Origin of the sequence: Serratia sp. H402Y, from assembly GCF_051172415.1 — a bacterium.
Classification (GTDB): Bacteria; Pseudomonadota; Gammaproteobacteria; order Enterobacterales; family Enterobacteriaceae; genus Serratia; species Serratia ureilytica.
In genome coordinates this window covers 1,600,893-1,620,129 of sequence record NZ_JBPIYZ010000001.1, presented here as the reverse complement: position 1 = coordinate 1,620,129, position 19,237 = coordinate 1,600,893, and the positions used below count along the sequence as shown (strand labels likewise).

At 61.5% G+C, this 19,237-nt stretch carries 18 protein-coding genes and 1 riboswitch; of the genes, 15 read left to right on the top strand and 3 right to left on the bottom strand.

Annotated features, from left to right (window positions below):
* Positions 1-4: 4 nt before the first annotated feature.
* Complete coding sequence (locus tag ACSBQS_RS08150) at positions 5-1,885, bottom strand: diguanylate cyclase domain-containing protein (RefSeq protein ID WP_342164682.1); 1,881 nt, start codon at positions 1,883-1,885, stop codon at positions 5-7.
* A gap of 180 nt (positions 1,886-2,065) precedes the next feature.
* A riboswitch (Fluoride riboswitch) is annotated at positions 2,066-2,141 on the top strand.
* 40 nt (positions 2,142-2,181) lie between these two features.
* Here ACSBQS_RS08150 and ACSBQS_RS08145 point away from each other — a divergent pair.
* The 3 genes from ACSBQS_RS08145 to eno are packed head-to-tail and all read left to right on the top strand — an operon-like array spanning position 2,182 to position 4,879.
* Positions 2,182-3,147: a DHH family phosphoesterase gene (locus tag ACSBQS_RS08145; RefSeq protein WP_080280835.1), complete on the top strand. Its 966-nt coding sequence runs from the start codon at positions 2,182-2,184 to the stop codon at positions 3,145-3,147.
* Positions 3,148-3,150: 3 nt separating this feature from the next.
* Entirely contained in the window at positions 3,151-3,579 is a 429-nt protein-coding gene (locus ACSBQS_RS08140) for a universal stress protein (RefSeq protein WP_033643074.1), read from the top strand.
* Between the two features lie 16 nt (positions 3,580-3,595).
* Complete coding sequence (gene eno / locus ACSBQS_RS08135; protein WP_197666499.1) at positions 3,596-4,879, top strand: phosphopyruvate hydratase; 1,284 nt, start codon at positions 3,596-3,598, stop codon at positions 4,877-4,879.
* Here the strand turns inward: eno and ACSBQS_RS08130 are convergent.
* Positions 4,876-5,283, bottom strand: a complete 408-nt coding sequence (locus ACSBQS_RS08130) for a MerR family transcriptional regulator (protein WP_033643072.1) — start codon at positions 5,281-5,283, stop codon at positions 4,876-4,878. The genes eno and ACSBQS_RS08130 overlap by 4 nt on opposite strands.
* 70 nt (positions 5,284-5,353) lie before the next feature.
* Here ACSBQS_RS08130 and ACSBQS_RS08125 point away from each other — a divergent pair, with 70 nt between their 5' ends.
* The 4 genes from ACSBQS_RS08125 to ACSBQS_RS08110 all read left to right on the top strand — a co-directional run bounded on the left by ACSBQS_RS08125 (position 5,354) and on the right by ACSBQS_RS08110 (position 10,999).
* Complete coding sequence (locus ACSBQS_RS08125; protein WP_197771503.1) at positions 5,354-6,574, top strand: NADH:flavin oxidoreductase/NADH oxidase family protein; 1,221 nt, start codon at positions 5,354-5,356, stop codon at positions 6,572-6,574.
* 505 nt (positions 6,575-7,079) lie between these two features.
* A complete protein-coding gene (locus ACSBQS_RS08120) occupies positions 7,080-8,462 on the top strand; it encodes a diaminobutyrate--2-oxoglutarate transaminase (protein WP_071845182.1) in 1,383 nt (460 codons plus the stop codon).
* A gap of 18 nt (positions 8,463-8,480) precedes the next feature.
* Positions 8,481-9,950, top strand: coding sequence for a pyridoxal phosphate-dependent decarboxylase family protein (locus ACSBQS_RS08115; RefSeq protein ID WP_147838657.1), 1,470 nt, complete (start codon positions 8,481-8,483; stop codon positions 9,948-9,950).
* A gap of 143 nt (positions 9,951-10,093) precedes the next feature.
* Positions 10,094-10,999, top strand: coding sequence for a LysR family transcriptional regulator (locus ACSBQS_RS08110; RefSeq protein ID WP_047026114.1), 906 nt, complete (start codon positions 10,094-10,096; stop codon positions 10,997-10,999).
* 40 nt (positions 11,000-11,039) lie between these two features.
* Here ACSBQS_RS08110 and ACSBQS_RS08105 read toward each other — a convergent pair whose 3' ends face one another.
* Positions 11,040-11,681: a TetR family transcriptional regulator gene (locus tag ACSBQS_RS08105; protein WP_342164690.1), complete on the bottom strand. Its 642-nt coding sequence runs from the start codon at positions 11,679-11,681 to the stop codon at positions 11,040-11,042.
* Between the two features lie 94 nt (positions 11,682-11,775).
* Here ACSBQS_RS08105 and ACSBQS_RS08100 point away from each other — a divergent pair, with 94 nt between their 5' ends.
* The 8 genes from ACSBQS_RS08100 (at position 11,776) to pqqF (ending at position 19,218) form a co-directional block, all read left to right on the top strand.
* Positions 11,776-12,438 (top strand): O-methyltransferase, encoded by a 663-nt coding sequence (locus ACSBQS_RS08100; RefSeq protein WP_033650409.1) that lies wholly within the window; start codon positions 11,776-11,778, stop codon positions 12,436-12,438.
* Between the two features lie 81 nt (positions 12,439-12,519).
* The gene (locus tag ACSBQS_RS08095; protein ID WP_197666500.1) at positions 12,520-13,569 is read left to right on the top strand and encodes a dipeptidase; all 1,050 of its coding nucleotides are present in this window, start codon (positions 12,520-12,522) and stop codon (positions 13,567-13,569) included.
* Positions 13,570-13,686: 117 nt separating this feature from the next.
* On the top strand, positions 13,687-13,764 hold the full coding sequence (pqqA, locus tag ACSBQS_RS08090; RefSeq protein WP_004937827.1) for a pyrroloquinoline quinone precursor peptide PqqA: 78 nt from the start codon (positions 13,687-13,689) through the stop codon (positions 13,762-13,764).
* Between the two features lie 58 nt (positions 13,765-13,822).
* A complete protein-coding gene (gene pqqB / locus ACSBQS_RS08085; protein ID WP_033643061.1) occupies positions 13,823-14,734 on the top strand; it encodes a pyrroloquinoline quinone biosynthesis protein PqqB in 912 nt (303 codons plus the stop codon).
* Positions 14,735-14,743: 9 nt separating this feature from the next.
* Positions 14,744-15,499: a pyrroloquinoline-quinone synthase PqqC gene (gene pqqC, locus ACSBQS_RS08080; protein ID WP_042784491.1), complete on the top strand. Its 756-nt coding sequence runs from the start codon at positions 14,744-14,746 to the stop codon at positions 15,497-15,499.
* Complete coding sequence (gene pqqD / locus ACSBQS_RS08075; RefSeq protein ID WP_033643059.1) at positions 15,499-15,777, top strand: pyrroloquinoline quinone biosynthesis peptide chaperone PqqD; 279 nt, start codon at positions 15,499-15,501, stop codon at positions 15,775-15,777. Before pqqC ends, pqqD begins: the two co-directional genes overlap by 1 nt.
* Positions 15,770-16,906: a pyrroloquinoline quinone biosynthesis protein PqqE gene (gene pqqE / locus ACSBQS_RS08070; RefSeq protein WP_197666501.1), complete on the top strand. Its 1,137-nt coding sequence runs from the start codon at positions 15,770-15,772 to the stop codon at positions 16,904-16,906. Before pqqD ends, pqqE begins: the two co-directional genes overlap by 8 nt.
* 2 nt (positions 16,907-16,908) lie before the next feature.
* Positions 16,909-19,218 (top strand): pyrroloquinoline quinone biosynthesis protein PqqF, encoded by a 2,310-nt coding sequence (gene pqqF, locus ACSBQS_RS08065; protein ID WP_197666502.1) that lies wholly within the window; start codon positions 16,909-16,911, stop codon positions 19,216-19,218.
* The last annotated feature ends 19 nt before the right edge of the window (positions 19,219-19,237 follow it).

Genomic DNA, 19,237 nt, shown 5'->3' with positions numbered 1-19,237 from the left:
TGGCTCATAGCTCACAGATGGCGTAAGTGCCTTTGCCGGCGGATTTCGCCTGATACATCGCGCCGTCGGCGCTGGCCAGCAGCATTTCCGGCGTCACGTCCCCACTCGCAGAGATAGCGGCGCCAATGCTGGCGGACAGGCAGACCTTCTGCTGACCGATCTGCGAAATACCGGCCAGCTCCGCCAACACCTTTTCGCAAAACGCGCTGACCTCAGGCCGCGGCGCTGTCAGCGGCCACAGGATCACCGTGAACTCGTCGCCGGCCAGGCGCGAGACGCTGTGCCGTTCGTCGGCGCAAGCGCTGAGCAATTTGGCGAACGTCTTCAGGATCAGATCGCCGAAGTCATGGCCGTAACTGTCGTTCATGCCCTTAAAACCATCGAGATCGATGAACAACAGGGCCATCTGCCGCTGATGACAGCAGGCTTGCAACGTGCCCGACAACCGGCGCAGAAATGCGCGTCGGTTGGTCAACCCGGTCAGCATGTCGTGCGTGGCGTCATATTCCAATCGTTGCTGCAGTCGCTTCAACTCGGTGATATCCATGGAGAGAATGTAAAAGCCCTGAGCCTCGCACGGCACCAGCGTGGTATGGATCATCAGCAGCCCCTGCTGGGTCTGCAATTCGTTTTCGAAGCTGACCATTTCGCCCGCCAAAGCCCGCGCGATCATCGGCCGGGCCATCTGATACACGCTTTCCCCCATGAACTCGCGCACCGTCATGCCCTGCAGGCTGGCCTCTTCCAGACCAAACCAGGTCTTATAGGCGCTATTGGCGAACAGGTAGCGTTCATTGGCGTCGATTTGGCTGATTAACGCCGGCATATTGTCGGTAATGGCGCGCAGGCGTTCTTTTTCCGCACTGAGCTGAGATTCGGCGAGCACCCGGGTTTCTATCTCTTCGTTAAGCTGTTTGACCACCACGTTAAGCTCATGCGTACGAATTTCGACGCGTTCTTCCAGCTCATGCTGCAAGGCATACAGGTCGGCCTCCGCCGCCTTGCGCTCGCTGATGTCGACGATGACCGAGATGAAATGATCCGGCTTGCCGTTCGGCAGCCGATTGAGCGCCACCGTCAGTTCCACCCATACGATCGTGCCATCGGCGCGGAAATAGCGTTTCTCCAGCGAGTAGGTGTCGATCTCGTTTCTCAGCAACTGCTGCAGTTTTTCCAGATCGGTGTTGAGATCGAGCGGATAGGTAATGTCCTGAAAGGTGCGATCCATCAGCTCGCGCTCGGAGTATTGCAGCATTTCACAGATGCGCGGATTGACCCGCAGCCAATACCCCTGCAGCGAAACCAGCGCCATGCCCACCGCCGCCTGAGAGAAAGTCTGTTCGAATAACGCCTCCGTGCGCTGCAGATCGGATTTCAGGTTTTCGGTATAGACGTTGCGTTCGATGCTCTGCAGATACTCTTCCACCACCGCGGCGAAGTCACGCAGGTCGGCCAGTTTATCTTGAGGAAACGACTGCGGGTGACTGTCGATAATGCATAGCGTGCCGAGCGGCAACCCGTCGAGGGACAGCAGCTGTTGCCCGACGTAGAAGCCGATGCGCGGGCCACCGACCACCAGTGGGTTATCGAAAAAGCGCGGATCCTGCGCGGTATCGGGCACCACCAGCGCTTCGCGTTGCAGGATGGCATGGCCGCAGAACGAGATGTTGCGCGGCGTTTCCCGGACATCCAGGCCATAGCGTGATAAAAACCATTGACGATCGCGGTCGATCAGTGACACCAGCGCAATGGTGACGCCGAAATATTTCGCAGCCAGCCGCGTGATGCGATCCAGCTTTTCTACTGAGTTCGAATCCAGCACGTTCAGCGAATCCAATACCGACAGGCGTTCGGCTTCGTTTTCGGGGAAGCATGGCTCGAGCATGTTGACTCCCATTGTGACACCCACGGATCCGGTGCAGCCGGCCGGCGTGATTCCGTTCAGCCTATCCGTCGGTTAGCGGCAAATATCCTTGTCCATCATAGACTCACTCAGTATCAATCCGATTATGCATTCTCGCCAGCTTTGCCGGGCGTTGCGTTTGCCACCGCGCTGCGCTACAGTCGTTCACAAGGTGATGGTGTTCCACCTTTCCCAACCGCCGCGTTCGCTCGAACCGGATGATGACGCCTGATATACAACTTCGCTTTATTTTTTAGGCAGGTATGTCAGGAGTCGCTATGAATGAAATCTCACGTATTACCCCTTTTCCGTCCCAGCCTGATCTCGCCGTGCGGGAAATGCCGCTGTACGTTTTCGGCCATAAAAATCCCGACAGCGACAGTATCTGCAGCGCGCTGGTGGTCGCGGACTGGCTCAATCACCTCGGCAAACCGGCCGTCGCTTTCCGCCTTGGCGAATTGACGCCGGAAACCCGCTACATACTGGCCGCCGCCGGCGTACAAGCGCCTGCGCTGCTGACAGACGATCTCCGTGACCGCAAAGTCTGGCTGGTGGATTTTACCGACGTCGAACAAGGGCCGGCCTCATTGCCCGACAGCGATGTGGTCGGCGTTATCGATCATCACCGGCTGGGCACCTTGATCACCCGCAACCCGCCCGATGTCTGGATCCGCGCCGTTGGCTGTTGCGCCACCGTGATCCTGTCCATACTGACGTCAGATACGCCGATGCCGCTTTCTTCCGCCCAGGCCACGCTGCTGCTGGGCGCGATTTTGAGCGATACCGTTGCGCTGAGCGCACCGACCACCACCGAACAGGATCGGGTGGCGGTCGCGCGGTTATGCGCAATCTCTCACGTTGACTATGACGCCTTCACCGCCGGATTGCTTGCCGCCAAAACCGATCTTTCGGGGCAATCCGCCCCGCAGTTGCTGCACCGTGACGCCAAGAATTACCGCATCCATAGCGTCTCGCTGCTGCTGTCGCAGATAGAAGTGCGGGCTATGAGCGATATCGATCCGCTGTTGCCCGCGCTGCAACAGGCGCTCGAGCAGGCTAAGCAGGAGGCCGGGCTGGAGATGGCCGCGCTGCTGGTTACCGATATCACCCGCCACCGCTCTACCCTGTATTTCTCGTCGAACCGGGTGCTGGCCATTCGGCAGGTGTCGCTGCCCGGCATGACGAGCCGGAAAAAAGAGGTTTTACCGTGGTTAACCCTACAGATTGCTAACGCAGGGAGATAAGTCATGTCGCTCTATCAACATGCTTTACTGCTGGTGCAGGATGAACGCGACGGCCGGCTGCTGTTACGCCATGCCGAACGCCTCAATCAGCAGATGAATACGCGCATTACCGTGGCGCACATCAGCGCCGACTATGCCGAGCTGGACTACCTCAGCGATGCACAAACCAAAGATCGCCAGTCCAGCGAGGTGATCGCTGCCAAAGCCATGCTCAGCCGGCTGGTGGAAGACTGCACAATCCCCCTGGAGGTGCGCGCAATTGTCAGTATTCACCGCTTCGAAGACATCGAGGCCCTGATTGCCCGTGAAGGCGTCGATCTGTTGCTGCTCGGCCATCAGAACCGTCCGTTCGGCGTCTTTGCCTCCTTCGGCTTCGAGTTCATTAACCATTTGTCGATCGACGTGCTGATAAAGCACGTGCCCACTCCCTAGAATGAGGTGATCATCCATGAGCTATGAAATTGAAAACGTAACCGCCAGAGAGATTCTGGATTCGCGCGGCAACCCCACCGTCGAAGTTGAAATGACTGCGGCGGGCGTCGTGGCACGGGCTTCGGTTCCCTCCGGCGCCAGCACCGGTTCACGCGAGGCGGTGGAACACCGCGACGGCGATCCGCATCGTTACGGCGGCAGAGGCGTACTGGAGGCGGTGCAAAGCGTCAAAACGGCGATCAATGAAGCGCTGCGCGGGGTAGATGTACGCCAACAAGGGGAGATTGACCGCCGGTTGATCGCACTGGACGGCAGCGAGAACAAGAGCCGATTGGGGGCCAACGCCCTGCTCGGTGTTTCTCTGGCCGCCGCCCGCCTCGCGGCGCAATTGTCGCAGCTGCCGCTGTATCGTTATCTGGGCGGTCTCGGCGCCAACCTGCTGCCGGTGCCCTGCATGAATATCATCAACGGCGGCGTGCATGCCCGCTGGCAAGGTGCGGACTTTCAGGAATTTATGATAGCGCCGCTGGGCGCGCCGTCGCTGCGCGAGGCCGTGCGCTGGGGCAGTGAAGTTTATCAGGCGCTGCGCCAAATTCTGTTGGAGAAAGGCCTGTCGGTCGGCGTTGGCGACGAAGGCGGTTTTGCGCCGGCGGTTGCCTCGAACCGGCAACCGCTGGAGCTGATCGTGCAGGCGATAGAGAAAGCCGGTTATCAACCGGGAGACGATATCGCCATTTGCATGGACCCGGCCTCGAGTGAATTCTATGCCAACGGCAAATACCGCCTGCGCAGCGAAAACGCTGAACTGGATGCCGAACAGATGACGGCCTATTACCAGCGGCTGGTACAAGATTTTCCCATCGTGCTGATTGAAGACGGTTTGGCCGAGGACGACTGGGCGGGCTGGCGCATTCTCAGCGACGCCCTGGGCGATCAGGTGGAACTGGTCGGTGACGATCTGTTCGTCACCAGCGTGAAATACATTCAGCGCGGGATTGATGAAAGATTGGCCAATGCGGCGCTGATCAAGCTGAACCAGATTGGCACGCTGAGCGAAACTTTCGCCGCCGTGCAGCTTTGCGAGGCAAATGGCTGGGGCGCCTTTATCTCACACCGCAGCGGCGAAACCGTCGACAGCTTTATCGCCGATATGACGGTTGCGATGCGAGCTGGCCATGTGAAAACCGGCGCGCCGTGCCGCGGCGAGCGGATCGAAAAATACAATCAGCTGATGCGCATCGAAGACCAATTGGGCAGCGCGGCGGTATATGCCGGGCGCGCCGCCTTTAAACACCGTTAATCTTTGCAGGCCGGCCACGCACCGGCCTGTTTTTCATTTTTTGCGCGGCATAATCCCGCCACGCCGGATTCCAACAGAATACGCCGCGTCGCCATCAACGTCTCACGCTGCTCGTTCAGCGTCGCCATCATCCGTTCGATTTCCGCCAGCCGGCTGTCGACGCCTTGCATCAACCCATCCTGATAGGCGCTGCCCTGCAGCGCCAATACCCCGCGGATCGCCTGCAGCGAGAACCCCAGATTCTGGCCGATTTGGATCAGGTGCAGCCGCTCCAGCGCGCTTTCGCTATACACCCGATATCCGTTAACGCCGCGCACCGCTTTGGGCAGCAGACCCTGCTGTTCGTAGTAACGTATCGCCGAGGCGGCCATGCCGGCGCGCTCCGCCAACTCTCCGATTTTCATGCCCTATTGACCTTAAAGTTAACTTTAAACCTAGTATAGCGCCATTCCCCCTGCGACAGGAACGTACCCGATGTTTACCCCGCTGATTCTGCCCAATGGCAGCCGCTTACCCAACCGTTTGGCCAAAGCCGCGTTGGAAGAAAATCTGGCCGATGAAGGCCAACTGCCCGGCCCCGCGCTATGGCGTCTGTATCGCCACTGGGGTATCGGCGGCGCCGGCCTCATCATCACCGGCAACGTGATGATCGACGGACGCGCCATGACCGGCCCCGGCGGCGTGGTGCTGGAACAGGATACGCCGCTCGAGGCGTTCAAAACCTGGGCGGCGGCCTCGCGCCAGGAAGGCGCGCAGGTATGGATGCAGCTCAGCCACCCGGGCCGTCAGGTGATGGCCAACATGGGCGGCAACGCCTGGGCGCCCTCCGCCATTCCGATGGCGATGGGCAAGTACAGCAAGGCGTTCGCGCAGCCGGAAGCCATGAGCGAAGCGCAGATTGCCGAGGTGATCGCCCGCTTCGCCGCCAGCGCGCACGCCGCCGAAAAGGCCGGGTTTACCGGCGTGCAGATCCACGCGGCGCACGGCTACCTGATCTCCCAGTTCTTGTCGCCGTTGGCCAACCAGCGCAGCGATCGTTGGGGGGGCGAACTGGCGAATCGCGCCCGTCTGCTGCTGGAGGTGGTGCGCGCGGTGCGCCAGCGTGTCTCGCCAGACTTTTGCGTGGCGGTGAAGCTCAATTCAGCCGATTTTCAGCGCGGCGGCTTTTCGCCGGACGAGGCCCGACAGGTGTTGTTGATGCTCAACGAACTGCCGGTCGATCTGGTGGAGTTGTCGGGCGGGAGTTATGAAAGCCCGGCGATGCAGGGGGAAGCCGCAGACGACAGCACCCTGGCGCGCGAAGCCTATTTTCTGACCTTCGCCCGCGATCTCGCCGCAGTAGCGCGCATGCCGGTGATGACCACCGGCGGCATCGCCCGCCCGTCGGTGGCGCAACGGGTGCTGAACAGCGGCGTCGCGGTGGTCGGCATCGCCACCGCCATGGCGGAAATTCCCGATCTGCCGCGCCGCTGGCAAACCGGCGAAGCCCCTCATGCGCTGCCCGCACCGGTAAAATGGCGCGACAAAACGCTGACGCTGCTCGCCCGCATGGCGCTGATCAAGCGCCGCATGCACGCCCTGAGCCGCGATCGGACGCGCAACGTGCGCTACTCCCCGCTGTGGTCGCTGCTCATCGATCGATGGCGCACCCGCCGCACTCTGCGGCGCTATCATGCCTGGTTACGGCAACGTTAATGACCGAGGCGCCGGCAGACACGCCGGCGCCGCACAAAAATCCCGCTATTTTGATCGCGCTACGTAAAATCTGCAAGAAATCACCACTCTGGCTACTGCGCTTTTAACGCTCGACTGCTTATATTCATCACAAATTTTGTGTATATAACCGCTATAGGACTTAAGGTGGTGAATAGATGAAAATAAGCCGCTATTTTCTATTTATGTTATTAATCGGAAATTCACCTTAATAATAAATGCATTAAAGAAGCAGCCAAAGGAAAGCAGAAAAGGATTTTTACGCAATGTTAAAGAAATGTTGTTTTTTGCCGGCAAAACCAACGGTCAACAAATCAACAACATATTGATGAACCTAAGAAAAAACTAAACAATTCAAAACAAAATCGGCTATTGAGTCCCAGGCGAAAAAGCCATATATTGGTCGCGCTTTTCACAAGGCAGTTACTTTTCTAATTCATTAATTCAATCGTTGCGTCTTGAGACCTTCGGTTGTAGGAGAGATATGATGACGGATAAAGTCCGTATTGATACTTTAGTTGCAAACTCATTAAACGGAAACAATGAAACCTATTTGGCGCGTCAAGCCGAATTTGAGTCGAATGTTAGGAGTTATCCGCGCAAATTGCCGTTGGCAATTGCGAAAGCCCAGGGCGTTTGGATCACTGATGTTGAGAATAATCAATATCTTGATTGCCTGGCCGGGGCGGGAACGTTGGCTCTTGGACATAATCACCCCGACGTCCTGCAAAGCATCCAAAATGTCATTACCAGCGGCTTGCCGTTACATACTCTCGATCTCACGACTCCGTTGAAAGATCGTTTCTCCGACTACCTGCTCTCTCTGTTGCCTGGCGAAGGCAAAGGGTACTGCCTGCAGTTCTGCGGCCCGTCCGGCGCCGATGCGGTGGAAGCCGCGCTGAAGCTGGCGAAAAAACACACCGGCCGTTCCGGCGTGATCAGCTTCTCCGGCGGCTACCACGGCATGACCCACGGCGCGCTGTCGGTCACCGGCAACCTGTCGCCGAAAGCGGCCATCAACGGCATGATGCCGGAAGTGCAATTCATGCCTTACCCGCATGAATACCGCTGCCCGCTGGGCATCGGCGGCGAAGCCGGCGTCAAGGCGCTGACCTACTACTTCGATAATCTGATTAACGACGTGGAAAGCGGCGTGCGTAAACCGGCGGCGGTGATCCTGGAAGCCGTTCAGGGCGAAGGCGGGGTTAACCCGGCCCCGGCCGAGTGGCTGCAGCGCATTCGCAAAGTGACGCAGGAACACGGCATTCTGCTGATCATCGACGAAGTTCAGGCCGGTTTCGCCCGTACGGGCAAGCTGTTCGCCTTCGAACACGCCGGCATCGAGCCGGACATCATCGTGATGTCGAAAGCGGTCGGCGGCGGCTTGCCGCTCGCGGTGCTGGGCATCAAAAAAGAGTTCGACGCCTGGGAACCGGGCCACCACACCGGCACCTTCCGCGGCAACCAGCTGGCGATGGCCACCGGCCTGACCACCCTGCAGTACCTGAAGGAGCATAAGGTTGCCGATAAAGTGGCCGCTCAGGGCGAATGGCTCAAAGGCAAGCTGGCCGAGCTGCAGAAACGTTATCCGGTGATCGGTCACGTCCGCGGTCTGGGCCTGATGATCGGCATCGAGATCGTCAAGCCGAACGAAGCGCAGGATCACATGGGCTGCTACCCGGCCGATGGCGAGCTGTCCGCGCTGCTGCAGAAAAAATGCTTCGAATCCGGCTTGATCCTGGAGCGCGGCGGGCGCAACGGCTGTGTGCTGCGCCTGTTGCCTTCCCTGCTGATCACCAATGATGAGCTGGGTATTTTCCTGGATAAATTTGAGCAGGCGCTGTTGGCCGCCGGCGTCAAGCCAGTCTGATTGGAGCGAATGACCGCGATGTCCAAGTTAAACCCGATTCTGGCTTCCTCGGCGCACAGCGCCGAGGCTTACCGCCAGGCGATCGCACAGAGCAGTGAAGCCGTCGTGCAGTGGCTGCAACAGCCCGAGATGTATCAGGGCAAAAGCGTTGCCGAACTGCGTGAGCGCATCCAGCTCGACTTTACCCCGCAAGGCCTGGGCAACCAGGCGGCGATCGAGCGCGCCATCGAGTACTTTTTGAAAGACAGCCTGTCGGTGCACCACCCGCAGTGCGTGGCGCACCTGCACTGCCCGAGCCTGGTGATTAGCCAGGCCGCTGAAGTGCTGATCAACGCCACCAACCAGAGCATGGACTCCTGGGATCAGAGCCCGTCGGCCACGCTGATCGAAATGAAGCTGATCGAGTGGCTGCGCGCCCAGGTCGGTTACCCGCCCGGCGACGCCGGGGTGTTCACCAGCGGCGGCACCCAGAGCAACCTGATGGGGCTGATGCTGGCGCGCGATGCATTCTTCGCGCATCAGGGCCACTCCGTGCAGCAGGACGGTCTGGTGGGCGATCTGCGCAAGCTGAAAGTGTTCTGTTCTGAAAACGCCCACTTCTCGGTGCAGAAGAACATGGCGCTGATGGGCCTCGGCTACCAGTCCGTCACGCTGGTGAAAACCGATCGCTTCGCCCGCATGGACGTGAACGATCTGGCGGAAAAACTGGCGCAGGCCAAGGCTAACGGCGAGCAGGTGATGGCGATCGTCGCCACCGCCGGCACCACCGATGCCGGCGCGATCGACCCGCTGCGCGATATCGCGCGGCTGGCGGCGGAGCAGAAAATTTGGGTGCACGTGGATGCGGCCTGGGGCGGCGCGCTGCTGCTCTCCGAGCAGTACCGCGACTACCTGGACGGCCTGGAGCTGGTGGACTCCATCACCCTGGACTTCCATAAGCAGTTCTTCCAGACCATCAGCTGCGGCGCCTTCCTGCTGAAAGACGAGCGCCACTACGAGCTGATGCGCTATCAGGCGGCCTACCTGAACTCCGAATTCGACGAAGCGCAAGGCGTGCCGAACCTGGTCTCCAAATCGCTGCAGACCACCCGCCGCTTCGATGCGTTGAAGCTGTGGATGGGGCTGGAAGCGCTGGGGCAGAAGCAGTATGCCGAGATCATCGATCATGGCGTCTCGCTGGCGCAACAGGTGGCGCGTTACATCGCCGATCAGGAATCGCTGGAACTGGTGATGCAGCCGCAGCTGGCCAGCGTGCTGTTCCGCTACCGTCCGGCGCAGCTGGCGGCGAAAGGCGACGCGGCCGTCGCGCTGTTCAACCAGCGCATCGGTGACGCCTTGCTGGAGTCGGGCCGCGCCAACGTCGGCGTGACCGAGTTCGATGGCGTGACCTGCCTGAAGATGACGCTGCTGAACCCGATCGTGACGCTGGAAGACATCAAGCTGCTGCTGGCGCTGGTCGAGAAAACCGCGCAGCAGCTGCCGGCGTAACCCTCCGCCACTGCGCATTAAAAGCCGATAACCCCCTGGTTATCGGCTTTTTTATTGCCCATCAGAGAGCAAGTGACACAGCGCTTACGCTGATATACTGCAGTAAACGCCTTCTCTTATTTCCGGCGCCACAGGATAAACGCATGACCGACCCTGATTTCAACCTCCTGACCGCGCTCGACGCGCTGCTGTCGACGGGCAGCGTTGCCGGCGCGGCGCGACGTCTCGGTTTAAGCGCCTCGGCGATGAGCCGCACACTCAGCCGACTGCGCACGGCCACCGGCGATCCGCTGTTGGTGCGCGCCGGGCGTCATATGGTGCTGACGCCTTATGCCGAAACGCTGCGCGAACGGGCGCGAAACGCGGCATTCGAAGCTCGGGCGCTGCTGCGTCCGACGCCGAACGCGCTGGATCCCGCTACGCTCGACCGGACCTTTACGCTGCGCGCCAACGACGGCTTCGTCGAGGCCTTCGGCCCAGCGCTGATCGCCGCCGCTGCGCAACAGGCGCCACGGGCGCGGCTGCGCTTTGCGCCCAAGCCGGAGAAAAGCGACCGCCCCCTGCGTGAAGGCCTGGTCGATCTGGAGATTGGCGTGTTGGGCGAAATGGGGCCGGAAATCCGCCTGCAGGCGCTGTTTCGCGACCGCTTCGTCGGCGTGATGAGAAGCGCGCACCCGCTGGCGCAGCGGCCCAAGATAGGCGCCGCCGAGTACGCCGCCTGCGGCCACGTGGTGGCCTCGCGCAGCGGGCGCATTCTCGGGCCGGTAGACGCCGCGTTGGCGGAGCTGGGGCTGACGCGCCAGATTGCCGCCGTGGTGCCGAGCTTTCCGGCCGCGCTGGCGGTGGCGCAAGCCTCAGACCTGCTGGCGCTGTTACCCGCCTCCTTTCTGCATGCTCATCCGGACGACGGCCCGCTGCGCATGTTCGAGCTGCCGGTGAAAACGCCGCCCATTACCGTCTCGCAAATGTGGCACCCGCGCCTGGACGCTGAAGCGGAGCACCGCTGGCTGCGGCAGTTGGTGTTGGCCGTTTGCCGTCAACGGGCGTAGGCACCGCGCACCTCAAGTGACAATGTCACCAAGCATTCCCTTACGGCGCCTCTCGCCCGTTTAAATCGGTCAGATAGGCGCAAAACATGTCCGCCATCGCATCGGCATAAGCCACAATTTCCGCATCGCTGCGCAGCGTTTCGGAGAATTGCTTGCCCGCCGCCCCCAGCGTGCCGACGATCAGCTCGCCTGCCAACGTACGGACGCCTTCCGCCGCATCGGGCAACGCTTCGCCCATAAACACCTGCACGATGTCTTTGCCGGTGGTCTTCGCCGCCTGCGCCTCCGGCGCATCGCGGTACAACGGCGCCGCATCGTTCAGCGCCACGCGCATCTGCGCCTCTTCACATTCCGAACGGATAAATGTCTGCACCAGCAACCGCAAACGCTCGAACGGCGCAGTCTCTCGATCGGCCAGAATGCCGCTCAGCATGGCGGTGGTCTGCCGCCATTCGTCGCTTTGCAAACGGAACAGGATCGCCGCTTTGTTGGGAAAATACTGATAAAGCGAACCGATACTGACGCCGGCGCGTTCAGCCACTCTGGCGGTAGTGAAACGCGCGGCGCCCTCCTGCGCCAAAACCTGAATAGCGGCGGTCAAAATGGCGGAGACCAATTCGGCGGATCGCGCCTGTTGCGGTTGTTTTCTCGAGGAAATTTGCTTACTGCGGCGTTCAGTCATAGCGGGCGGCCAATGCGAATAGTGAAATGCGAATAGTTCGTCATATTATAGCGGCACGCGCTTTCGCGCTCACTTTTTCTACGGGAGTTTTGCCATGAGTACCCTGACCACCGCGCCGTTGGCGCCGCTGCTAAGCACCCTGTTCCAGCAGGCCGCCGGCCGTTCACCGGCGCTCGCCGCCCTGTTCCGCGACGTGCCTGACGAAGAGCAAAATCGACTGATGCAGAGTAAAACCGACTATCGTGAACTCTACCATCGCCTGAAGGATTTCCCCCTGGCGGTGTCGCCGGAAACCGGCGCATTGCTGTACATGCTGGCGCGCGGTTGTCGGGCGCAAAACATCGTCGAATTCGGCACGTCGTTCGGTATTTCAACGCTGCACCTGGCCGCCGCGCTGCGCGACAACGGCGGCGGCAGGTTGATCACCTGCGAATTTGAACCGAGCAAAGCGGCGCAGGCGCGCCACAACCTGACCGAAGGCGGCGTCGTCGATCTGGTGGAGATCCGCGTGGGCGATGCCCTGGAAACGCTGCGCGACGATCTGCCGGCCACTGTCGACCTGCTGTTGCTGGACGGCGCCAAGGGGCTTTACCCCGATATCCTCGCGCTGCTGGAAAATCGTCTGCGCCCCGGCGCGCTGATCGTCGCCGACAACGCCGATTACAGCCCGGATTATCTGGCGCGCGTGCGTTCTCCGGCGTCGGGTTATCTCTCCACGCCGTTCGCGGATGACGTCGAGCTGTCGATACGCCTTTAAATCCCTCATCGCGCGGGGGTTGTTCCCCCTCGCGCGATCGTACAACATAGCGTGCATGATGCCTGACACAGTGAAACGCCCATGACGCTTCCCCCCCTTTGGCCGGTGTTCGACGGCCATAACGACCTGCTGCTCAACCTGTGGCTGCAGCACGATGACGATCCGGTCACCGCCTTTTATTCGCACGTCACGCCGGGCCACCTCGACTTTCCACGCATGCGGCGCGGCGGATTCTGCGGCGGGCTGTTCGCGGTGTTTATTCCTCCGGTCAGCTATATCGCCCAAATGCGTAATCAAACGCTGGAGGAAGCGCAGGCCGCGTTCGATCCGCTGGCGATAGCCGAACGGCAGATAGCCATCCTGCACCAGTTGGAGGGCGCCTCTCAGGGGCAGTTGCGCCTCTGCCGCAAGGCTACCGAGATAGAACAGTGCCGCCTCGACGGGCAAATCGCCGCGGTGCTGCATATCGAAGGCGCCGGCATGATCGACGCGGCGCTGACGCAGCTGGCGGCCTTCTATCGGCTGGGTGTGCGCAGCATCGGGCCGTTCTGGAATCTGCCGAACGCCTTCGGCACCGGCGTCAGCGGGCCGTTCCCCGGCTCACCCGATACCGGCCCCGGCCTGACGCCGGCCGGTGAAGCGCTGATCCGCGCCTGCAACCAGCGCCGCATCATGATTGACGTCTCGCACATGAACGAGAAAACCTTCTGGCAAACCGCCGCGTTGAGCACCGCACCGCTGGTCGCTACCCACTCCAATGCCCACGCCCTCTGCCCGCAACCGCGCAACTTGACCGACGCGCAGTTGGACGCTATCGCCCAGAGCGACGGTATGGTCGGCGTCAATTTCGGCACCGCCTTCCTGCGGGCTGACGGAAAACGTGACAGTGCAACGACAGGCTTAACAGAAATTGTTAAACACGTTGAGTATTTGATCGCTAAACTTGGTGAAGATCGCGTGGGATTTGGCTCTGATTTTGACGGGGTTAACGTACCGCAACCGTTGGAGGACGCCGCAGGCCTGCCGCGCCTGACGCAAGCGCTCAAGCAGGCGGGGTTTGACGACCGGCTGCTGGAGAAGCTGACCTGGCGCAACTGGCTGAACGTGCTCTCCGCCACCTGGGGTGAATAACCCGGTTACGCTTTAACGGTTGCGATCTCCGTCACATTTCGTCAACATTGAGCCAGCCGAATGCGAATTTTTCTCATTGGCTTCGAACTATCACGATGCATGCAAAGGAGCACCGCTATGACTACCTGGACCAAACCTGAGTTTGTTGACCTGCGTCTGGGGCTGGAAGTGACGCTGTACATTTCCAACCGTTAATCGCCTGTCTGCCCGCCTTTCGCGCGGGCATTTCTTTCCTTCTTTTTCTGGTTCAGTCATGCAGATAAAAGTTCTCGGCTCGGCAGCGGGCGGCGGCTTTCCCCAGTGGAATTGCAACTGCGACAACTGCCGGGGCGTTCGCAGCCACAGCATCAACGCCACGCGCCGCACGCAGTCTTCCATCGCCGTCAGCGACGACGGTAAAAACTGGGTGCTGTGCAACGTTTCCCCGGACATTTGCCATCAGCTGCTGGCCTCGCCCGAATTGAACAATCCCGACGTGCTGCGCGGCACCGGCATCGGCGCGATCGTGCTGACCGACAGCCAGATCGATCACAGCGCGGGCTTGCTCAATTTGCGTGAGGGCTGCCCGCATCAGGTCTGGTGCACCCCCGAAGTGCACGACGATCTCAGCACCGGTTTCCCGGTGTTTCCCATGCTCTCTCACTGGAACGGCGGGTTAATCCATCACCCGGTGACGCCCGGCGAACCGTTCCACACGGCGGTCTGCCCAAACGTGCGCTTCACCGCCATTCCGCTGCTCAGCAACGCGCCGCCCTATTCGCCGTACCGCGATCGCCCGCTGCCGGGCCACAACGTGGCGCTGTTTATCGAAGATACCGCGCGCGGGGTCGGTCTGCTGTACGCGCCGGGCCTGGGTGAGCCGGACGAGGCTTTGATGCCCTGGCTGCGCCGGGCGGATTGCCTGCTGATCGACGGCACGCTCTGGCGCGACAATGAGCTGGCCAACGCCGGCGTGGGGCGCAATACCGGCAAAGACATGGGGCACCTGGCGCTGGCGGAAGAGCACGGGCTGGCGGCCCTGCTCAGCACCTTGCCCGCCAAACGCAAGATCTTGATCCACATTAACAATACCAACCCGATCCTCAATGAAGACTCCGCGGAACGGCAGAGCCTGAGCGCCGCCGGCATCGAAGTGAGCTGGGACGGCATGAATATCGAACTGTAGGGAATCGCCATGACGCAACCACTCCCCCTGACTCCGCAGGCATTTGAAGCGGCACTGCGCGCCAAAGGCGCTTATTATCATATCCACCACCCGTATCACATCGCGATGCACAACGGCGAAGCGACCCGTGAGCAGATCCAGGGCTGGGTGGCCAACCGTTTCTACTATCAGACCAGCATTCCGATCAAGGATGCGGCGATCATGGCCAACTGCCCGCAGCCGGAAACCCGTCGCAAATGGGTGCAGCGCATTCTGGATCACGACGGTTACGGCGGCAGCGAAGGCGGCATCGAGGCCTGGCTGCGCCTCGGCGAGGCGGTTGGGCTGCAGCGCGACACCCTGCTATCCGAGCAGCTGGTGCTGCCCGGCGTGCGTTTCGCGGTGGATGCCTACGTCAACTTCGCGCGCCGCGCCTGTTGGCAGGAAGCGGCCTGCAGCTCGCTGACCGAACTGTTCGCGCCGCAGATCCACCAGTCGCGCCTCGACAGCTGGCCGCAGCACTACCCGTGGATCGACGCCGCCGGCTACGACTATTTCCGCAGTCGCCTCGGCCAGGCCAACCGCGACGTGGAGCACGGGCTGGCGCTGGCGCTGGACTATTGCGATACCGTTGAAAAACAGCAGCGCATGCTGGAAATCCTGCAGTTCAAGCTGGATATTTTGTGGAGCATGCTGGACGCCATGAGCATGGCCTATACCCTGAACCGCCCGCCTTACCACAGCGTGACCGCCGCGCGGGTCTGGCACAATCAGAGGCTGGTGTAATGACACTGAATCCTGAACACACCCCCGTCTTCCGCCGCGGCTACCGCCTGCAATGGGAGCAGGTGCAAAACAGCCACGTGATCCTCTACCCGGAAGGCATGGCCAAACTGAACGACAGCGCCGCCGCCATCCTGCAGCTGGTTGACGGCAACACCACGCTGAACGGCATCATCGCGCAGCTGAACGCCCGCTTCCCCGGCGCCGAGGGGCTGGCGGACGACGTGCTGGCGTTTTTCCAGCGCGCCTACGAACAAAAATGGGTGACCTTCCGTGACTGAGCCACGCGCGCCGGCGGTAAATCCGCCGCTCTGGCTGCTGGCGGAGCTGACCTATCGCTGCCCGCTGCAGTGCCCCTATTGCTCCAACCCGCTCGACTTTGCCGCGCAGGAAAAAGAGCTGACGACCGATCAATGGATCGCGGTGTTTCGCCAGGCGCGGGCGATGGGCAGCGTACAGCTCGGTTTCTCCGGCGGCGAGCCGTTGGTGCGTAAAGACCTGCCCGAGCTGATCGCCGCCGCGCGCGATCTCGGGTTTTACACCAACCTGATCACCTCCGGCATCGGCCTGACCGAGAAAAAGCTGCAGACCTTCGCCGATGCCGGGCTGGATCATATTCAGATCAGTTTTCAGGCCAGCGATGAAACGCTGAACGCCGCACTGGCGGGCTCCGCCAAGGCGTTTCAGCAGAAGCTGGCGATGGCCAAGGCGGTCAAGGCGCTCGGCTATCCGATGGTGCTCAACTTCGTCTTGCATCGCCATAATATCGGCCAGATCGACCGCATCATCGAACTGGCGATCCAGCTGGATGCCGACGACGTCGAGCTGGCGACCTGCCAGTTCTACGGCTGGGCGCACCTGAACCGTGAAGGCCTGCTGCCGACCCGCGAACAGATCGCCGATGCGGAAGCCGTGGTGAAACGCTATCGCGAGCGCATGGCTGCCGACGGCAAGCTGGCCAACCTGCTGTTCGTCACGCCGGATTACTATGAGGAACGCCCCAAAGGCTGCATGGGCGGTTGGGGGGCTATTTTCATGAGCGTGACGCCGGAAGGCATGGCGTTACCCTGTCACAGCGCCCGCCAGTTGCCGATCGCCTTTCCGTCGGTGCTGGAGCACGATCTGCAGCATATCTGGTATCACTCCTTCGGCTTTAACCGCTATCGCGGCTATGACTGGATGCCTGAGCCCTGCCGTTCCTGTTCGGAGAAAGAGAAAGACTACGGCGGCTGCCGCTGCCAGGCGTTCATGCTGACCGGCGACGCCGACAACGCCGATCCGGTGTGCGGCAAGTCGCCGCACCATGGCACCATTCTGGCGGCGCGTGAAGCGGCGAATCGCTCGCAGATCGGCATCGATCAGCTGCGTTTTCGCAATCAGACCAACTCCCGACTGATCTTCAAGGGCTGACGATGACACTCGCCGCCTCGTGGCAGCTCGATAACGGTTTGGCCGTCAGGGCGATAAGCACGCCTGACGCCGAGGCCGCCGCCGCGCTGGTGCGCATCGAGGCGGGCAGCTTTCAGGCGCCTGCCGCCTGGCCGGGCCTGGCGCATCTGCTGGAGCATATGCTGTTTCGCGGCAGCATGAACTTTAGCGCGCAGGATGGGCTGATGGGCTGGACGCCGACGGTCGGCGGCCGGTTAAACGCCACGACCCAGGCCACGCAAACCGCGTTTTTCTTTGAGGTGGGCGCCGAACAGCTGGCGGAGGGGTTGGCCAGGCTGATCGATATGCTCGCCGTCCCACAGCTGACGGCTGAGTCAATCGCCCAGGAGATCGAGGTCATCGACGCCGAATATCGCCTGCTGCGCGCCGACGATGAAACCCGCTGCGAAGCGGCGCAGCGGCAGATGTTCAGCGGCATTGACGCGTTGCACCGCTTTCATATCGGCAGCCGCGCCGCTTTCGGCAGCGATATTCCCGCGTTGCAACGGGCGCTGCGGCAGTTTCACCACCACTATTACCGCGCGCCGAACATCACGCTGTGGCTGCAAGGCCCGCAATCGCTCGAGCAGTTGCATGCGCTGGCGCAGCGCTACGGCGGCGCCTTGCCGCCGGGCAGCGTCGCGCCGCCCGAGGCATTGCCGCCGCTGGCCGCCGGGCAAGATTACACGCTGTCTCTGCCCGGCGCGCCGCAGCTGCGGTTGGTGTTTGCCCTGCCGCACTCCCGTTCACGCGGCTGGCTGCGGCGGCTGGAGCGTTTATTGCTGGACGAAGCCCCTGGCGGGCTGCTGGCACGGCTGCGCGCTCACGCGTGGGCCGACGCCGTTAGGCTGGATTACGCTCGCTGCGCTGAAAACAGCGCCCTACTGAGTTTTATTTTTACCGTCAATCACGGCGCGGCGTCTGAAGCCGCCCACATCGAAAGCGCCTTGCTGGCCTGGTTGCAGGCGCTGATCGCGCTGACACCGGCTCAGCTTGCGCACTTCGGGCAACTGGCAAACCGCGATTTCCACCGTTTGGCGCCGCTCGATCAGTTGCGCGCCAGAGCATTTGGGCTGCCGCCGGTGGAGCCGAACGACGATTGGCCACGGCATATTTCGGCGCTGATTAGCGCGCCGCATCGCCGTCTGGCCGTGCTGCCTGAGGGAGGCGGTGAAACGCGTGAAATTCAAGGGCTGCCGTTGGCGCTCGCGCCCTTCGTCCGCACCGTGCCGACGCCCACAATAGATCCTTTCCGCTTTTTCTCCACCTCGGCGGCGCTGCCGATCCCGCCCCTGCCGGCCGGCCAGGCGCCGCTGCGGCATCTGCGCCCCGATGAAGCACAGCCGGTGCTGCTGCTGCGCCCATCGCCGCATGGCGCTCTCAGCGAAGAACAGGCCTGTGGTTTGCAGGCGGCATTGCGCCCTGGAGCGGCCGAGTTAGCCCATCGGGAGGGACATTTAAGCTTCGATCGCCACCAGGGCGTGTGGTTGTTACAGCTGGCGGGCAGCGCAGCGCTGATCTGCCACGGTCTGAACGTCGTGAATCGAGCCCTGGCGGCGCTGCCGCCGGCCGTCATCAACGAGGCGGCGAGAAACCTGCGCCACGCGCAGCTCAAAGCGCAAAACGATATCGCCATTCGCCGCCTGTTAGCCCAATTGCCGGCGGCGTTGAGCGTATCAACGGCAACGGCCCCACTCTGGCATGCCACCCTGGTCGGCGGCGACGGCGAGTTAAAGCGGCGGCTGTCGCATTTGCTGTATGACTTTCCTTTTCCCATAACCGACGAGGCTCAGCGGCCGACGCCTCTGCATCGCCACCCCGTCACCCTGACGGAAAGCGGCGCAGAACACGCCTTGCTGCAATTTTACCCGCTGCCGAACGACGAAGCCGAAGGCCGTTGGGCGCTGCGCGTGCTGGCCCGGCTTTACGCGCCGCGTTACTTCCAGCAGTTGCGCGTCGAGCGCAACGTGGGTTACGTGGTGCAATGCGCCTTTCATCGCAGCGCCGATGCCGAAGGCCTGCTGTTTGCGCTGCAATCCCCGACGTTCGCCGTTGAGCAGCTGCGGCAGTTAACCGACGAATTCTTGCTGCAGATGCGCCATGAACTGGCGCATCTCGGCACCGGCGAACTGGCGCTGGCGCAACAGGCGCTGCGGCAAAGCGTGCAGCGCCTCAGCGCCGAGCCGTTGCAACGCGCCCGGGAAATCGCCCTGGAAAATCGCCACCGGGTGGCGCAGGTTGCCTCTCTGCCTGCCGCGCAGCTCGTACACTGGCAGAAACGGATATTCCTCTAAGCCAAACCGAGGTTGTGCC

Bases quoted from the DNA above. Each gene is read 5' to 3' on its own strand.
- ACSBQS_RS08150 (WP_342164682.1), bottom strand. From the start codon at position 1,885: ATGCTCGAGCCATGCTTCCCCGAAAACGAAGCCGAACGCCTGTCGGTA.
- ACSBQS_RS08145 (WP_080280835.1), top strand. From the start codon at position 2,182: ATGAATGAAATCTCACGTATTACCCCTTTTCCGTCCCAGCCTGATCTC.
- ACSBQS_RS08140 (WP_033643074.1), top strand. From the start codon at position 3,151: ATGTCGCTCTATCAACATGCTTTACTGCTGGTGCAGGATGAACGCGAC.
- eno (WP_197666499.1), top strand. From the start codon at position 3,596: ATGAGCTATGAAATTGAAAACGTAACCGCCAGAGAGATTCTGGATTCG.
- ACSBQS_RS08130 (WP_033643072.1), bottom strand. From the start codon at position 5,283: ATGAAAATCGGAGAGTTGGCGGAGCGCGCCGGCATGGCCGCCTCGGCG.
- ACSBQS_RS08125 (WP_197771503.1), top strand. From the start codon at position 5,354: ATGTTTACCCCGCTGATTCTGCCCAATGGCAGCCGCTTACCCAACCGT.
- ACSBQS_RS08120 (WP_071845182.1), top strand. From the start codon at position 7,080: ATGACGGATAAAGTCCGTATTGATACTTTAGTTGCAAACTCATTAAAC.
- ACSBQS_RS08115 (WP_147838657.1), top strand. From the start codon at position 8,481: ATGTCCAAGTTAAACCCGATTCTGGCTTCCTCGGCGCACAGCGCCGAG.
- ACSBQS_RS08110 (WP_047026114.1), top strand. From the start codon at position 10,094: ATGACCGACCCTGATTTCAACCTCCTGACCGCGCTCGACGCGCTGCTG.
- ACSBQS_RS08105 (WP_342164690.1), bottom strand. From the start codon at position 11,681: ATGACTGAACGCCGCAGTAAGCAAATTTCCTCGAGAAAACAACCGCAA.
- ACSBQS_RS08100 (WP_033650409.1), top strand. From the start codon at position 11,776: ATGAGTACCCTGACCACCGCGCCGTTGGCGCCGCTGCTAAGCACCCTG.
- ACSBQS_RS08095 (WP_197666500.1), top strand. From the start codon at position 12,520: ATGACGCTTCCCCCCCTTTGGCCGGTGTTCGACGGCCATAACGACCTG.
- pqqA (WP_004937827.1), top strand. From the start codon at position 13,687: ATGACTACCTGGACCAAACCTGAGTTTGTTGACCTGCGTCTGGGGCTG.
- pqqB (WP_033643061.1), top strand. From the start codon at position 13,823: ATGCAGATAAAAGTTCTCGGCTCGGCAGCGGGCGGCGGCTTTCCCCAG.
- pqqC (WP_042784491.1), top strand. From the start codon at position 14,744: ATGACGCAACCACTCCCCCTGACTCCGCAGGCATTTGAAGCGGCACTG.
- pqqD (WP_033643059.1), top strand. From the start codon at position 15,499: ATGACACTGAATCCTGAACACACCCCCGTCTTCCGCCGCGGCTACCGC.
- pqqF (WP_197666502.1), top strand. From the start codon at position 16,909: ATGACACTCGCCGCCTCGTGGCAGCTCGATAACGGTTTGGCCGTCAGG.